The sequence below is a fragment of the Roseibium sp. ROS1 genome (assembly GCF_054658215.1).
Genome location: NZ_BAAGIG010000003.1, coordinates 486391 through 500709 on the forward strand (window position 1 = coordinate 486391; position 14319 = coordinate 500709).

The window sequence follows — 14319 nt, forward strand, 5'->3', positions numbered from 1 at the left end:
GGTGCATCCGCTGACGCCACTGTTTCAGTCCGCCGCGCCGCCTTACGTCCGCGTCTTGCCGGCTTCCGCCTTCAGCTCTTTCAGTTCTGCTCGAAGCGCCCTGACCTCTTCCAGGATCAGACCTGTGTCGTCGTGGATGGCCTGGCGGTTGGCGTCGGCTTCAGCCTCGTGTTCCTCCTGCATGGCGGAGACGATGATACCGATAAAGAGGTTCAGCACCGTGAAGGCCGTGCACAGGATGAAGGGGACAAAGAACAGCCAGGAATAGGGATAGACATCCATGACCGGACGCACGATGCCCATGGACCAGCTTTCCAGGGTCATGACCTGGAACAGCGTGTAGAGCGATGCGCCGAGATTGCCGAACCATTCCGGAAAGGCTTCTCCATAGAGCTTGGTTGCCATGACGGCGAAGACGTAAAAGACCAGCGCCATCAACACGACGATGGAGCCCATGCCCGGCAGGGCGGCCACCAGCCCGCCGATAACACGGCGCAGGGACGGTACGACGGAAATAAGGCGCAGAGCCCTCAGGATTCGCAGCGACCGCAGAACGGACAGGTTGCCTGTTGCCGGCATCAGCGAGATTGCAACGATGCTGAAGTCGAAGAGGCTCCAGGGGTCCTTGAAGAACTTCAGGCCATGGGCATAGAGCCGCAAAGCCAGTTCAACGACGAATATGCCCAGGATCACCTGATCGACCAGCCTGAGGAAACTGCCTACCTCTGCCATGACAGCAGAACTGGTCTCCAGACCGAGCGTCACCGCATTCAAAACGATAACGCCAATGATGCAGACTTCCCAGTTGCGTGAGGTGACCAGCGCCCTGACCTGATTTCGCATATATATGACCCGGTTTGATGTCTTTTCGTGCGTACCGCACTGCCCGGGCCGGAACATGGCGATTTCAGCGTCGCAGCGCAAGATCGCAGCGCTTTGGAAAAGCATCTCCCCATCAGACAAGCGTGCTTGACAGGTCGGGCAAGTCGGCGCAGAAAGCTCATCAGGTTCGGCGGGTGTAGCTCAATGGTAGAGCAGAAGCTTCCCAAGCTTAAGACGGGGGTTCGATTCCCCTCACCCGCTCCAAACAACCAATCCAATTCCCGAATTTCCCAGTGGCTTTTCTTCAGCGCAGCGTTTCGCCGACCTGTGGGGTTTTCCGGACATCAGCGCGGCTGAGGCCAACATCCTTCAAGAGATAGTCGGGCAGATCCGCCAGGTGGGCCATGTCGCGCCGACGGCGCAGGCACTTCAGCGCAAAATGCAAGACGGCAGCACCGAGACCGGCTCTACGGACGCGTGCCAGGTGCAGGGGTACAAGGTGATCGGTCATCTGTTTTGCTCCTTTCCGACGGGACAGGAGCAAGTTTAGAAAAAGCCTCTACGGACAGTGCGCAAAATTCTCAGTTTTGAGCGATAAATTCGCAAAAATTCCGATTTTGAGATAAACTACCGCACAATTACGCCAAACAGGACTTTTCATCATGGATCTGGACGATTTCGATCATCAGCTGCTGCATCTCCTCAGTCTCGATGCCCGGCAAACCGGCAAGGAACTTTCCGAGAAGGTTGGCCTGTCTTCTGCCGCCTGCCTGCGCAGGGTGCAACGCCTGAGAGAAGTCGGGGCGATCGAGCGGGAAGTGGCCATCGTGTCACCGGAGGCAACTGGCGCCTCCGTTACCTTGCTCGTGATGCTGATGCTGTCGCGTGGACAGCCGGAACGCATGGCGAAGTTGCGACAGAAGTTGCTGAAGCTTCGGGAAGTGAAAAAGATCTACCACGTCACGGGTCCGGCCGATCTGGTACTCACCGTGCAGTGCTCTTCCATGGAAGCCTATGCAACTTTCACCGAGGCGCATTTCTATGAAGACGACATCAAGGGCTTCGATACGATCGTCGTCCTGCGCTCATACGATCCGGAACCGGAGACCTGACTGCACTCCGCGGAATTCAGCCGACGCTGTGCGTATCAGAGTACACGTGTTTGTTTTCGGAATGCCTCATGACATCTTCGACGGAGCGGGCTGACAAGCGCTGCCGGTTCGCGATATTCTGTCTGTTCGATTCCCGGCGCGTATTGCCGACCATGACTTGATACGGAACGAGACGTCCGCGTGCCAGCTTCACTGCCACTTCTCAAGACTATCTGCCGCGTCGCAGCCGGGCTGCTGACGCTTGGCACTTTGGCGCTTGGTACTTTGGCGCTCGGCGTCCTGTCGGTTTCAGCCCAGGAAGCTTCGGTCCGCGTTCCCAATTTCTGGGATCCGAAAGCCGTCCACGACCGGCCAAATGCCATTCCGGACAAGATCCAGTTTCTGGCAACCGACGGATATCCACCCTTCGTGTTCCGTGACCAGCATGGCCGTCTTACCGGCTTCAATGTCGATCTCGCACGGGCTCTCTGCCAGGAGCTTGGAAGTTCCTGCGCCCTGCGCATCAAGGACTTCGAGGTTCTTCTGCCTGCACTGGACGAAGAAGAAGGTGACGCGATCATCTCCGGCCTGTCGCGCAGCCTCCCCTCCACGCGCCGCCTCAACTTCACCGAGGACTATCTGAAGCTGCCGGCGCGGTTTGTGGTTCGGGCGTATAACGCGTCCGATTTCAACGAGCAGGCGCTCACTGGCAAGCGGATAGCCGTTGAAGCCGGGTCCCGCTACGAGGCGTTTGCCAAGCGCTTCTTTCCCGATGCCGAGATCATCAGTCTGGAAACCGCAGAGGCGACACGCGAGGCGGTCAAGGGCGGTTCGGCCGATGCTCTGTTCGGCGACGGCCTGAACCTGTCCTTCTGGCTGCCGAGCGAAGCTGCAGATGGCTGCTGTGCCTTTGCCGGCGGCCCGTGGCTGGAGCCGGGCTATTTTGATGAAGGCATGGCCATTGCGACCCGCCAGGACGATCCGGAACGGGCTGCGGCCCTTACATATGCCTTGCGCCAGCTTCACCAGAAGGGCATCTACCGCGAGCTTTACCTGCGCTATTTTCCCATGAGCTTCTTCTGACCTTTCCCGCCATTCCCGACAAAGAACCAGGTCAGCTTTTGCCTTTCGCGTCCTCGACACGCGCCTCCTTCCGGCGGTCCGGATTTTTCAGGAACGGGATCGCCAGGCTGAAGGGAAACGAATGCGCACGCGGCGTGAGCGCGGCACCGAGCCCGATTTCCATTGTCTCCTGTCCCTGCTCGGGATCTTCCACGTAGGTTCCGAACAGACGGTCCCAGACTGAAAGATAGAACCCGTAGTTGGAATCCGTCTCGTGCGGCAGCACCGAGTGATGAATGCGGTGCATGTCTGGAGTCACGATCAGAAACCGCAAGGGGCGGTCCAGCCAAAGCGGCAAGCGGACATTGGCGTGGCTGAAAACCGCAGAGCCGTTGAGAACGATCTCGAAGATCAGCACGGCTTCAACAGGACCGCCGAGGGCGATGATGACCAGCCCCTTCCAGAGGAAGGACAGCAGAATTTCGATCGGGTGGAACCTGAGCGCGGTTGTTGCGTCCACCTCACTATCTGCGTGGTGCATGCGGTGAATGCGCCAGAACAGCGGAACCTTGTGTGACACCAGGTGCTGAAACCACACCGCAAGATCGAGCACGACGAAGGTGATCAGACCGGCCACAACACCCGACCAGCCGAGCAATGCAAAGAGGCCCCAACCCTTTTCCTGTGCCAGCATTGCAAGGCCGACGCCGCCGATGGGGAAGATCAGCCGCACCAGAAGGGCATCGAGCAGAACAATGCCCCAGTTGGTCGGCCAGCGCTTCAAGCGGCTGCTCATCAGGCGCCGCCGTGGCAAGCCCGCCTCCAACAGCGCCATTATCAGAAAGATGCCGCCGAAACAGGCCATGCGAACCTGGTTGATGTCGATCTGGTCAAACATGGGGTCTTTTGAAACGTCCTGACTAATGCTGCTTGCCACGGTCCCGATCGCACGATAGGGCGATACGACAATACTCCTGATATCATTCCTTGCCGCTGCGACAGATCACATCATCATGACCGACTTTCTCTGGAACCGCCCCGAAACGCCACCTGTGGCAACACTGCTGCTGGCCCATGGCGCTGGCGCAGCCATGGACTCAACCTTCATGAACAAGCTCGCGGCAGCCCTCGCGAGCCAAGGCATTGCGGCCGCACGTTTTGAATTTGCCTATATGGCCGGCCGCCGGACGGGAGGCCCGAAAAAGCCGCCGCCCCGGGCCGACAAGCTGATTGCCGAGTTCCAGACCGCCCTGCAATCTGTCCTCAGCCAGAGCGACAGCCCTCTGCTGATCGGCGGCAAATCGATGGGTGGTAGGGTCGCCGCGATGCTGGCAGGCGGCGGCTCGCTGCCCGGGCGCGCCAAGGGCGTTGCCTGTTTCGGCTACCCTTTCCACCCGACCGGCAAGGCCGATGCCGAGTGGCGGCTCCAGCCGCTGCAGGACGCCAAACGGCCGGTTCTGGTTCTCCAGGGCGACAGGGATCCGTTCGGCTCGAAGGCGGAACTCGATGAAGTGACCTTGCCAGCTCATGTCAGCCTTACTTATCTGGAAGACGGCAACCACGACTTCGGACCGCGCGGCAAGTCGCCGGCGACACTCGACGGCAACATCAAGCTGGCAGCCGAAGCAGTCAGGGCATTCGTGGATCGGCTCACGGGTTAGGGCCCACTACGTACCCGGACAAGCGCAGCGCAAGTCCAGGGCTTACGCGCAAGGCAGCAAGGAAAAAGCCCGGACCGTTTCCGATCCGGGCTTTTTGAATTTCACGACAGTCCGGCTTACTGGCCGGGCTTGCCGTCGAATTCGTAGCTGGTGCTGCAGAACTCGCAGGTGACGATGATCTTGCCGTCGACAGTCATGTGGTCGACATCGTCGTCGCTGAACCCGGCGAGAACATTCTCGATCTTCTCGCGAGAACAGCTGCACTTGTCGACCAGAGGCTGCGGTTCGAAAAGGCGGACGCCGCGTTCGTGAAACAGCCGGAAGAGCAGCATTTCCACGCTGACTTCCGGATCAGTCAGTTCGACATCCTTGACCGTCTCGACCAGTACCTTGGCTTCCACCCAGGCATCATCCTCGTCAATCTCGTGCGGGCTCGTGCCTTCTGGGGCATTGCCCGGATCAATGTCAGCCTGGCGCATGCGTTCCGGCGCTTCGGGCAAGAACTGGATCAGGATCCCGCCGGCGGTCCAGGTTTTCACGTGCCCCTCGCCTTCCTGGCGGGTGAACAGTTCACCGACACCAAGACGAACTTCTGTCGGGATCTGCTCGGATCGCTCGAAGTACCGGCGTGCGACTTCTTCCAGCGACACACCATCCAGCTCCACCAGTCCCTGGTAGCGCTGCATGTGCATTCCCTGGTCGATGGTCATCGCCAGATGTCCGTGCCCGAGAAGGGCCTCCTGCGTTGCCTTGCCATCAGCCATCAGCGCTGCGACTTCAGCAGCATCCAAGGTTGCGCAGGCGCGGATTGCGTCGGGTGACTTGAAGTCGACGACCAGCATGGACACCGGCCCCTTCGTCTGCGTCTGCAGCGTGAAGCGGCCGTCGAATTTCAGCGACGTGCCCAAGAGGCTGGTCAGAACGATCGCTTCCGCCAGCAGGCGCGAGACCGGTTCCGGATAGGCATGCCGGTCAAGAATTTTTTCCAGGACAGGACCAAGCGCGACCGCACGGCCGCGCACGTCGAGCCCTTCCACGGCAAAGGGCCGGACAGCGTCCAGCCCTGCAGGCGTAATGCCCAGTTCATCAAGATTAAGTGCCACTTGGCTTGCCTTATGCTGCGCCGAAGCACCAGGCCAGAATGCCCTTTTGGGCATGGAGCCGGTTTTCGGCTTCGTCAAACACAACGGAGTTGGGACCGTCCATGACGTCCGAGGTGACTTCCTCACCCCGGTGGGCCGGCAGGCAATGCATGAACAGGGCGTCCTGGTTTGCCTCAGCCATCAGGCGTTTATTGACCTGATAGGCGCTGAGGAGGTTGTGACGCGATTCCGCATCGTCATCACCCATGGACACCCAGCAGTCGGTCACGACACAGTCGGTCCCCTTGACTGCCTCATATGGGTCCGTCGTGACCTGAATGGAACCACCCTTGGCACGAGCAGTTTCAATCAGGTCCATCGGCGGCGCCAGTTCGCCCGGCGTCGCGATGCGCAATTCGAAATCGAAGCGCGGCGCGGCATGAATCCAGGAAGCCAGCACGTTGTTGCTGTCACCGGTCCAGGCAACGCTCTTGCCCTTGATCGAACCGCGATGCTCTTCAAAGGTCAACAGATCCGCCATGATCTGACAGGGATGCGAGAGCTTGGTCAGGCCGTTGATCACCGGCACTGTCGCATTTTCTGCAAGTTCACGCAGGTCGTTGTGATCGAGGATGCGGATCATGATCGCGTCGACGAAACGCGACAGAACCTGCGCCGTATCGGCGATTGTCTCTCCGCGGCCGAGCTGCATTTCCGCACCGGTCAGCATCAAGGTCTCGCCGCCAAGCTCGCGCATGCCGACATCGAAGGAAATGCGCGTACGGGTCGATGGTTGTTCGAAGATCATGGCCAGCACTTTGCCGGCCAGAGGGCCCTGGCCGCGATGCACACCGTTGCGGCTCGACTTGATCTTCCGGCTGGTGTCCAGGATGGCGCGCAGTTCGTCGCCTTCGAAGTCCGTCAGATCCAGAAAGTTCCGGTAGGTTCCGTTTGCGGTCATCAGGCCGCTCCTTCCGCCAATTTCGCTTCCATGGCGACAGCAGCCTGTTCCAGGCGCTCGACAGCAATGGAAATTTCCTCTTCGCTCATGGTCAGCGGCGGCATGATGCGCACCACGTTATCGCCGGCAGGAACTGCCAGCAGACCGGCTTCACGGGCTGCAAGCACATAATCTGCCACCGGCACCACGCATTTCAGACCGAGCATCAGGCCGTTGCCGCGCACTTCGGCCAGAACGTCCGGATGGCCGTCCACCAGTCCGGCCAGCTTCTGCTTGAAGCTGAGCCCCTTCTGACGGACACCTTCCAGGAACCCGTCTTCCAGAACGACATCCAGAACGGCATTGCCGACTGCCATGGCCAGCGGATTGCCGCCAAAGGTGGTGCCGTGGGTCCCGGGGGACAGCGCCGCTGCCGTTTCTGCCGTTGCAAGACATGCGCCCATCGGGAACCCGCCGCCGATACCCTTGGCGATTGCCATCAGGTCCGGTTCCACGCCCGTCCACTGGTGAGCGAACAGCTTGCCGGTCCGTCCGACACCGGTCTGGATCTCGTCGAAGATCAGCAGAATGCCGTTGTCATCACAGATCTTGCGCAGCGCACGCAGGAAATCGGTCGGAATTTCGCGGATACCGCCCTCGCCCTGCACGGGCTCGATCGCGATTGCGGCCGTTTGCGGACCGATGGCATCTTTCAGCGCATCCAGGTCTCCTGCCGGCACCTGATCGAAACCGGGAGCCTTCGGGCCGAAGCCCTCAAGATATTTCGCCTGGCCGCCAGCCGCGATGGTCGCGATGGTCCGGCCATGGAAAGCGCCTTCGAAGGTCACGATGTGGAACCGCTCGGGGTTGCCGTTGTCATAATGATAACGGCGCGCGCATTTGATGGCAGCTTCCATCGCTTCCGCGCCGGAATTCACGAACAGCACCTTGTCGGCAAAGGTTTCCGCGCACAGGCGCTGCGCCAGCCGTTCGCCATCCGGGATCTGGTGCAGGTTGGAGGTATGCCACAGCTTGGCTGCCTGATCCTGCAACGCCTTGACCAAATGCGGATGGGCATGACCGAGTGCGTTGACCGCGATGCCGGAACCGCAATCGAGGAATCGTCGGCCATCGGTGGTAACCAGCCAGACGCCTTCCCCATGATCGAAAGACAGGTTCGATCTTGCGTAATTTCCGAATAGTGCAGTCGCGGACATAACCTCGTTTGTCTCCTTTAAACGCCCCTGCTGTCCCTGCGTCGCCCCGACGCCGGGCCGTCACCTTGAAAAGATGCCGAAGGGCCAAAACGCAACGTGCCGCCCCGATGAGGCGGCACGCAGCGGCTTTCTTATACACTGCCGGTACCATGCACTGTCAATGGAAATGGCGCACAAGACATTTCATGTGCCGCAGAGGGCGGATTTCATAAAATTCTCAATGACCTCGCCATAATTGGGGAAAAGTCGTTTCATCCCCAACTGGTTTGGGTCGAGTGGTTGCCTGACAAATTAACGTTATTGTAACCTCTCAGCAATCAGACACGAGATCTCGTGAGGCAAATCACCAAGAGGCACTAGATCTGCCAGCATTAAGCGTGCTTGCGCATGCTTAACACGGGGTTAATGGCCGCAGGACGGTCAAACTAAAGGGTGCGGCAATGAGTTGGACAAACGAACGAGTTGAGCTTCTCAAAAAGCTTTGGGGCGACGGCTTGAGCGCAAGCCAGATCGCAGGCGAACTGGGTGGTGTTACCCGTAACGCCGTGATCGGCAAGGTGCACCGCCTTGGCCTGTCCGGCCGCGCCAAGTCCACCTCTTCAAGCGCCAAGCCGCGCCGGCCGCGCACCGCAGCTCCTGCAACGGGTGCAGCGCCGAAGAAACCGACGACGTCACATCCGCAGTCGATCGGCGCGACGGCCCTTAAAGCAGACATCTCGCCTGCACCAGTGGTGGCCGCCAAGCCGCGCGTAGAGCCGATTGCAGAGCTCGTTCCGATCTCGCAGCGCGCAACCATCCTGACGCTGACCGAGCGGACCTGCAAATGGCCGATTGGCGACCCGGCGACCGACGACTTCTACTTCTGCGGCCGCCAGTCCGATGCCGGCGTCCCCTACTGCGCTCATCACTGCAAGATCGCGTATCAGCCGGTCGCCGACCGCCGCCGCGATCGCAAGACGATGGCTCAGGCAGGCTGATAGCCTCGCACCTAACCAATTCATGAGAAAGCCCGCCATCTGGCGGGCTTTTTTTTGTTTGGGCCTTCCATTGACCAGATGCCCGACCCCGACCAGTGACCTCCCACGGCTTGTTCTTGGCACCGATCCATGTCGTTTCCGTTCCATCAAATCAAACCTTGTTTGACCGCTCCGCCACGACAGGGACCGCAGGATCAGCCCCGACACCGACACATCTGATGGGGTGGTCGCAGAAGAGAACCTTGTTCCGCGAAAGGCACATAACCGCTGAGAAACAAAAAGCCCGCTTGAAAGCGGGCTCCTTAATTCCATTCTGCAAGTTGCGCTCAGGCAGTGGCAGAGGTGAACTGGTCATTGAAGGCGTATCCGGCACCACGGACGGTACGGATAGGATCCTTCGCCTTGCCCTTGTTCAGAGCCTTGCGCAAGCGACCGACGTGAACATCGACAGTGCGTTCGTCCACGTAGACATCGTGACCCCAGACCCCATCCAGCAGTTGTTCGCGGGAGAAGACACGGCCAGGCGATGTCATCAGGAATTCCAGCAGGCGGAATTCCGTCGGCCCCAGGTGTATTTCCTTGGTGTTGCGGCGAACGCGGTGCGTTTCGCGATCCAGTTCGATATCGCCGGATCGCAACATGCTGGACACCACTTCCGGACTTGCCCGGCGCAGGATGGCGCGCACGCGGGCCATCAATTCCGGTACCGAGAAGGGCTTGACCACGTAGTCGTCGGCACCGGTCGACAGGCCGCGGATGCGCTCTGCTTCCTCACCGCGTGCCGTCAGCATGATGACCGGCAGGCGCTCGGTGTCTTCGCGCGCCCGCAGGCGGCGGCACAGTTCAATTCCGGACAGGCCCGGCAGCATCCAGTCGAGCAGCAACAGATCCGGCAGGCTTTCCCGCAGGCGGATTTCCGCCTCGTCACCCCGGACACAGGACTCGACCGAGTACCCTTCCGCTTCCAAATTGTATCTCAATAGAAGGCTGAGCGGTTCTTCGTCTTCAACGATGAGCACCTTCGGCATACATCTCGCTCCAATTACCGCAACCGGCGCCGAAGCGCCGGCCGTTAAGATCTTCTGCAAATCCGACGATTACCGGCGGGTCAGACCGCGCCTGTTTCGTCGACCTTTGCCCGGTCTTCCGGCAAACGCTCGCCAGTGACCATGTAGTAGACGTTCTCGGCGATGTTCGTCGCGTGATCGCCGATGCGCTCGATGTTCTTTGCGCAGAACAAGAGATGGACGCACTGGGTAATGACCCGCGGGTCTTCCATCATGTAGGTCAGGAGCTCGCGGAAGATCGATGTGTAGATCGCGTCGACTTCGGCGTCAGCTTCCTGAACCCGGCGGGCGGCTTCCGCATCCTTGCGGGCGTAGGCATCCAGCACCTGCTTGAGCTGCGAAAGAGCGAGTTCCGTCATGTGCTCCACACCGATCGCGAGCTTCTTGGACTGCAAGTCGCTGTCGATGGCGATGACGCGCTTGGCAACGTTCTTGGCAAGATCGCCAACACGCTCCAAGTCATTGGCAATGCGCGTTGCGGCAGTGATTTCACGCAGGTCCTGCCCCATCGGCTGGCGGCGGACGATCAGCTCGATCAGCTTCACTTCAAGTTCGTTGTAAAGGCTGTCCAGACGGACATCGCCCTTGATCGTCGCCTTGGCAAGCTCCAGATCCTGCGACACCAGCGCGGACACCGCATCGGCGAAAGCCTTTTCGGCAATACCACCCATTTCGGCAACCTTGCCGGCCATGGCCGTCAGTTCGTCATCGTAAGCCGAGACTGTATGTTCAGACATCCTGTGTCCCCTTCAGAAACCTAAAAAATGCTTAGCCGAAGCGGCCCGTAATATAGTCCTGCGTACGCTTGTCCTTCGGATTGGTAAAGATGTCCTCCGTCAGACCTTCTTCAACCAAAATACCCAGGTGGAAGAACGCGGTACGCTGAGACACACGGGCAGCCTGCTGCATCGAGTGGGTCACGATCACGATGGTGAAGTTTTCCCGCAGTTCGTCGATCAGCTCTTCCACCTTCGCGGTCGCGATGGGGTCGAGCGCCGAGCACGGTTCGTCCATCAGGATCACTTCCGGGCTGACGGCAATCGCACGGGCAATGCACAGACGCTGCTGCTGACCGCCCGACATGCCGGTGCCCGGCTCGTCCAGACGGTTCTTGACTTCTTCCCAAAGCCCGGCCTTCTGCAGGCTGGAGGCAACGATTTCATCAAGCTCGGACTTGTTGCGGGCCAGACCATGGATCCGCGGACCGTACGCAATGTTGTCGTAGATCGACTTGGGAAACGGGTTCGGCTTCTGGAAAACCATGCCAACCTTGGCGCGCAGCTGTACGGGATCGACCTTGGGATCGTAGATGTCCTCACCGTCGATCTTGATCGACCCTTCCACACGGCAGATATCGATGGTGTCGTTCATGCGGTTGATCGTCCGCAGGAACGTCGACTTGCCACATCCGGAGGGACCGATGAAGGCAGTCACGGACCGCGGCTGGATCTCGATGTCCACGTCCTTGATGGCGTGGGTATCGCCATAATAGACCTGCACCTTGTTCGCGGAAATTTTGCTGTCGGTCATGGTTTTCGCCTGTTCAAAATTCGGCATCTCGTTCATCGGAGCAATCCTTACCAGCGGCGTTCAAACCTGCGGCGCAGGATGATAGCGATAATGTTCATGGTCATGAGGAAGACCAGCAGCACGATGATCCCGCCCCAAGCGCGTTCATAGAAGGCCGGGTCAGCACGTTTCGCCCACTCGTAGATCTGGGCCGGCATGGCCGAGTTCGGAGAGAAGAAACCGGCAGCCACACCGTCCGGGAAATTGGAGGCGATGAAACCGACCATCCCGATCAGGAGCAGCGGAGCGGTTTCCCCAAGCGCCTGTGCCAGACCGATGATCGTGCCGGTCAGAATGCCCGGCATGGCCAGCGGCAGGACATGGTGGAAGATCGACTGCATCTTGGAGGCGCCAATGCCAAGGGCCGCATCGCGGATGCTCGGCGGAACGGCCTTCAAGGAGGCGCGGGTGGAGATGATGATCGTCGGAAGTGTCATCAGCGTCAGCACCAGGCCACCGACCAGCGGTGCGGATTGCGGCAGATGCATGAACTGGATGAACACCGCCAGACCGAGAATACCGAACACGATGGACGGAACGGCGGCCAGGTTGGAGATATTCACCTCGATCAGATCTGTGAACTTGTTCTGCGGAGCGAACTCTTCCAGGTAGATGGAAGCGGCCACGCCGATCGGCAGCGACAGGAACAGCACCACCAGCATCATGAACAGCGACCCGATCATGGACGCCCCGATGCCGGCCTGCTCCGGACGGCTGTCGGAAGCATCGGTTCCGGTGATGAAGGCCCAGTTGAAGCGCTTCTCCAGAATGCCGGCGGACTGCATCTGGTCAGCCAGATCCAGGTGTGCGGCATCCAGGTTCTTGTCTTCGGCAAGATCCTCGCGCTTGACGCGGCCCTTCAGGTAGCCGTCGACACGGGATGAGGCGATCAGCTCGAAGGTTACCGTCGTGCCGATCTTGTCCGGGTTGGCAAGTGCATAGTCACGAACCGTTGCGGCAGCCCCTGAGGAGAACAGCTTCTGCAGGTCCTTTGCCGACATGTCGGTGGTGATGTTGAGACCGGCAAGTTCCTTGGCAAAGGCGTCGTCAATGATGGCCCGGTACTTGGAGGTCTTGACCACCGACTTTTCCGCTTCGGCAATCTGCTCCTGATTGAGCGGGACATCCACCTTCAGGAACGTCTGGCTGAAGGCGCCAAGGCCGTTGGAAAGGATTGCCCACAACAGCGCAACGAGGAAGAACAGGCCGATGCCGATGGCAATGATGCCGTAGAGCTTGAAGCGCGCTTCAGCGGCGTTGCGCTTTCTGGTCAGCGGATCGAGTTCGAGGATCGACGTGGTCTTGTGCGGGGTCGGAGCACTGGTCTTGCCCGACGGTGGCGTAAGGGTCGTGTCGGTCATTAGTCGTACTGCTCCCGATATTTGCGCACGATGTAGAGCGCGACGATGTTGAGCCCCAGGGTCACGACGAACAGGGTCATGCCGAGTGCGAAGGCGACAAGGGCTTCCGGGGAGGCAAAGTCGGCGTCGCCGGTGAGCTGGCTGACGATCTTCGCGGTTACGGTGGTCATCGCTTCGAGCGGGTTCATGCTGAGCCGGGCCGCAGCGCCGGCCCCCAGCACAACGATCATGGTTTCACCGATGGCGCGAGAGGCCGCCAGCAGGATAGCCCCGACGATCCCCGGCAGGGCCGCCGGCAGAATGACCTGCTTCACGGTTTCCGAATGGGTGGCACCAAGTCCGAGCGATCCGTCACGCATGGCCTGCGGCACAGCGTTGATGATGTCGTCGGAAAGCGAGCTCACGAAAGGGATCAGCATGATGCCCATGACAGCGCCCGCGGTGAACACCGAGGAAGCACCGGACATCCAGCTTACGCCAAGCGCACCGCCGGAGCCGAAGACGTTCATCAGAAGCGGGCCGACTGTGAGCAGCGCGAAGAGACCGTAAACGATGGTTGGAATACCGGCCAGGATCTCAAGCAGCGGCTTGGCGACGGCGCGTACGTGCGGCGTTGCATACTCAGACAGGTAGATGGCAGCGAACAGACCGATCGGTACGGCAACGGCAAGTGCGATCAGGGAGATATACATGGTCGCCCAGATCAGCGGCACGATCCCCAGCTCCGATCCACCGCCGAAGCTCGGCGCCCAGGTCAGGCCGAAGAAGAAATCAGCAGCCGGATAGAGCCGGAAGAACTCGACCGTGTTGAAGATCAGCGACAGCACGATGCCGACAGTTGTCAGGATGGCGATCGAGGCTGCTGCAATCAGGATATAGCGGACGACCGTTTCCACGACGTTGCGGGCACGGAAATCCTTGTTGGTGCGCAGAACACCGACAGCGAAACCGATCAGGCCGACCGCCAGAACGCCGATTGTCCGCAACAGCAGGCCTGTACCCGAGATGCTGCGGTATGTCTGCGCGGCCCGCAACGTTTCGGCGGTCACTTCTGAACCGAGCGCGACACCTATCTCGCCGAGACGGCTGCGCACGTCGGTCAGATCGGTGCGGATGGAAGACGCCATGTCGGCCGACATGGCGCCCTGAGAAACGGCAAGGTCGAGACCCTCGGCAACACGTACGACGTCGCTCATGACGAGGTCGAGCGAACTTGCGGCAATGGTCTCTTCGGAAATCTTGGAGGAAACCTGACTGTCAAGAATGATGGGCTGGAAGATCAGCCACGCAATGAGCAGCAGGAGGGCAGGAACCAGTATCGAAACAACGACGTTCCAGCCGTAATAACCAGGCAGGGAATGGAGCTCACGCACATCCCCTCCGGCAGAACTTAAGGCTTTTCCGCGGCCGACTATGTATCCGGCGACAGCCAGAACCAGCAGCGCAATAAGAATGTATGGAAGTGACATA

The 14319-nt window shown here is 59.8% G+C and carries 15 protein-coding genes and 1 tRNA gene; 5 read left to right on the forward strand and 11 right to left on the reverse strand.

The features are described 5' to 3' along the window. Window positions 1–42 precede the first annotated feature (42 nt). Window positions 43–843 carry an ion transporter gene (locus ACYQ6M_RS18360; protein ID WP_075281461.1) on the reverse strand — a complete coding sequence of 267 codons (801 nt, stop codon included), beginning with the start codon at window positions 841–843 and terminating at the stop codon, window positions 43–45. A gap of 169 nt (window positions 844–1012) precedes the next feature. On the opposite strand from ACYQ6M_RS18360, the gene ACYQ6M_RS18365 reads away from it, so the two are divergent. After that, a tRNA-Gly gene (locus tag ACYQ6M_RS18365) sits at window positions 1013–1086 on the forward strand. A 40-nt stretch (window positions 1087–1126) separates the two neighbouring features. Here the strand turns inward: ACYQ6M_RS18365 and ACYQ6M_RS18370 are convergent. Beyond that, a complete protein-coding gene (locus ACYQ6M_RS18370; RefSeq protein ID WP_023001804.1) occupies window positions 1127–1333 on the reverse strand; it encodes a DUF1127 domain-containing protein in 207 nt (68 codons plus the stop codon). Between the two features lie 151 nt (window positions 1334–1484). Here ACYQ6M_RS18370 and ACYQ6M_RS18375 point away from each other — a divergent pair, with 151 nt between their 5' ends. Together ACYQ6M_RS18375 and ACYQ6M_RS18380 are read left to right on the forward strand one after the other, a co-directional pair. After that, entirely contained in the window at window positions 1485–1934 is a 450-nt protein-coding gene (locus tag ACYQ6M_RS18375) for an Lrp/AsnC family transcriptional regulator (RefSeq protein WP_031269661.1), read from the forward strand. 180 nt (window positions 1935–2114) lie between these two features. Then, window positions 2115–2996, forward strand: a complete 882-nt coding sequence (locus ACYQ6M_RS18380) for a transporter substrate-binding domain-containing protein (RefSeq protein ID WP_208984441.1) — start codon at window positions 2115–2117, stop codon at window positions 2994–2996. A gap of 31 nt (window positions 2997–3027) precedes the next feature. On the opposite strand, the gene ACYQ6M_RS18385 is transcribed toward ACYQ6M_RS18380, so the two are convergent. Next, window positions 3028–3873 (reverse strand): sterol desaturase family protein, encoded by an 846-nt coding sequence (locus ACYQ6M_RS18385; RefSeq protein ID WP_460074886.1) that lies wholly within the window; start codon window positions 3871–3873, stop codon window positions 3028–3030. 115 nt (window positions 3874–3988) lie between these two features. Between ACYQ6M_RS18385 and ACYQ6M_RS18390 the strand changes: the two genes are divergently transcribed. After that, window positions 3989–4636, forward strand: a complete 648-nt coding sequence (locus ACYQ6M_RS18390; RefSeq protein WP_228869516.1) for an alpha/beta family hydrolase — start codon at window positions 3989–3991, stop codon at window positions 4634–4636. Between the two features lie 116 nt (window positions 4637–4752). Here the strand turns inward: ACYQ6M_RS18390 and ACYQ6M_RS18395 are convergent, their stop codons facing one another. Genes ACYQ6M_RS18395 through ACYQ6M_RS18405 form a run of 3 tightly spaced genes read right to left on the reverse strand, consistent with a single transcriptional unit; the run spans window position 4753 to window position 7875 of the window. After that, entirely contained in the window at window positions 4753–5739 is a 987-nt protein-coding gene (locus tag ACYQ6M_RS18395) for an Hsp33 family molecular chaperone (RefSeq protein WP_460074889.1), read from the reverse strand. A gap of 10 nt (window positions 5740–5749) precedes the next feature. Beyond that, a complete protein-coding gene (argF, locus tag ACYQ6M_RS18400; protein ID WP_023001810.1) occupies window positions 5750–6679 on the reverse strand; it encodes an ornithine carbamoyltransferase in 930 nt (309 codons plus the stop codon). Next, entirely contained in the window at window positions 6679–7875 is a 1197-nt protein-coding gene (locus ACYQ6M_RS18405) for an acetylornithine transaminase (RefSeq protein ID WP_460074891.1), read from the reverse strand. Before ACYQ6M_RS18405 ends, argF begins: the two co-directional genes overlap by 1 nt. A gap of 440 nt (window positions 7876–8315) precedes the next feature. On the opposite strand from ACYQ6M_RS18405, the gene ACYQ6M_RS18410 reads away from it, so the two are divergent. After that, window positions 8316–8852, forward strand: a complete 537-nt coding sequence (locus tag ACYQ6M_RS18410) for a GcrA family cell cycle regulator (protein WP_023001812.1) — start codon at window positions 8316–8318, stop codon at window positions 8850–8852. A gap of 326 nt (window positions 8853–9178) precedes the next feature. Here ACYQ6M_RS18410 and phoB read toward each other — a convergent pair whose 3' ends face one another. The 5 genes from phoB to pstC all read right to left on the reverse strand — a co-directional run bounded on the left by phoB (window position 9179) and on the right by pstC (window position 14318). Then, on the reverse strand, window positions 9179–9880 hold the full coding sequence (phoB, locus tag ACYQ6M_RS18415) for a phosphate regulon transcriptional regulator PhoB (RefSeq protein ID WP_023001813.1): 702 nt from the start codon (window positions 9878–9880) through the stop codon (window positions 9179–9181). Between the two features lie 80 nt (window positions 9881–9960). After that, a complete protein-coding gene (phoU, locus tag ACYQ6M_RS18420; protein ID WP_023001814.1) occupies window positions 9961–10656 on the reverse strand; it encodes a phosphate signaling complex protein PhoU in 696 nt (231 codons plus the stop codon). 31 nt (window positions 10657–10687) lie between these two features. Further along, a complete protein-coding gene (gene pstB / locus ACYQ6M_RS18425) occupies window positions 10688–11449 on the reverse strand; it encodes a phosphate ABC transporter ATP-binding protein PstB (RefSeq protein WP_228869519.1) in 762 nt (253 codons plus the stop codon). A 47-nt stretch (window positions 11450–11496) separates the two neighbouring features. Continuing rightward, complete coding sequence (pstA, locus tag ACYQ6M_RS18430; protein WP_023001816.1) at window positions 11497–12849, reverse strand: phosphate ABC transporter permease PstA; 1353 nt, start codon at window positions 12847–12849, stop codon at window positions 11497–11499. After that, the gene (gene pstC / locus ACYQ6M_RS18435) at window positions 12849–14318 is read right to left on the reverse strand and encodes a phosphate ABC transporter permease subunit PstC (RefSeq protein WP_023001817.1); all 1470 of its coding nucleotides are present in this window, start codon (window positions 14316–14318) and stop codon (window positions 12849–12851) included. The genes pstA and pstC overlap by 1 nt, the downstream gene beginning before the upstream one ends. Window position 14319: the final 1 nt, after the last annotated feature.

Excerpts from the sequence above, each read along its gene's own strand:
- ACYQ6M_RS18360 (WP_075281461.1), bottom strand. The coding sequence starts at position 843 with ATGCGAAATCAGGTCAGGGCGCTGGTCACCTCACGCAACTGGGAAGTC.
- ACYQ6M_RS18370 (WP_023001804.1), bottom strand. The coding sequence starts at position 1,333 with ATGACCGATCACCTTGTACCCCTGCACCTGGCACGCGTCCGTAGAGCC.
- ACYQ6M_RS18375 (WP_031269661.1), top strand. The coding sequence starts at position 1,485 with ATGGATCTGGACGATTTCGATCATCAGCTGCTGCATCTCCTCAGTCTC.
- ACYQ6M_RS18385 (WP_460074886.1), bottom strand. The coding sequence starts at position 3,873 with ATGTTTGACCAGATCGACATCAACCAGGTTCGCATGGCCTGTTTCGGC.
- ACYQ6M_RS18390 (WP_228869516.1), top strand. The coding sequence starts at position 3,989 with ATGACCGACTTTCTCTGGAACCGCCCCGAAACGCCACCTGTGGCAACA.
- argF (WP_023001810.1), bottom strand. The coding sequence starts at position 6,679 with ATGACCGCAAACGGAACCTACCGGAACTTTCTGGATCTGACGGACTTC.
- ACYQ6M_RS18405 (WP_460074891.1), bottom strand. The coding sequence starts at position 7,875 with ATGTCCGCGACTGCACTATTCGGAAATTACGCAAGATCGAACCTGTCT.
- ACYQ6M_RS18410 (WP_023001812.1), top strand. The coding sequence starts at position 8,316 with ATGAGTTGGACAAACGAACGAGTTGAGCTTCTCAAAAAGCTTTGGGGC.
- phoB (WP_023001813.1), bottom strand. The coding sequence starts at position 9,880 with ATGCCGAAGGTGCTCATCGTTGAAGACGAAGAACCGCTCAGCCTTCTA.
- phoU (WP_023001814.1), bottom strand. The coding sequence starts at position 10,656 with ATGTCTGAACATACAGTCTCGGCTTACGATGACGAACTGACGGCCATG.
- pstB (WP_228869519.1), bottom strand. The coding sequence starts at position 11,449 with ATGACCGACAGCAAAATTTCCGCGAACAAGGTGCAGGTCTATTATGGC.
- pstA (WP_023001816.1), bottom strand. The coding sequence starts at position 12,849 with ATGACCGACACGACCCTTACGCCACCGTCGGGCAAGACCAGTGCTCCG.
- pstC (WP_023001817.1), bottom strand. The coding sequence starts at position 14,318 with ATGTCACTTCCATACATTCTTATTGCGCTGCTGGTTCTGGCTGTCGCC.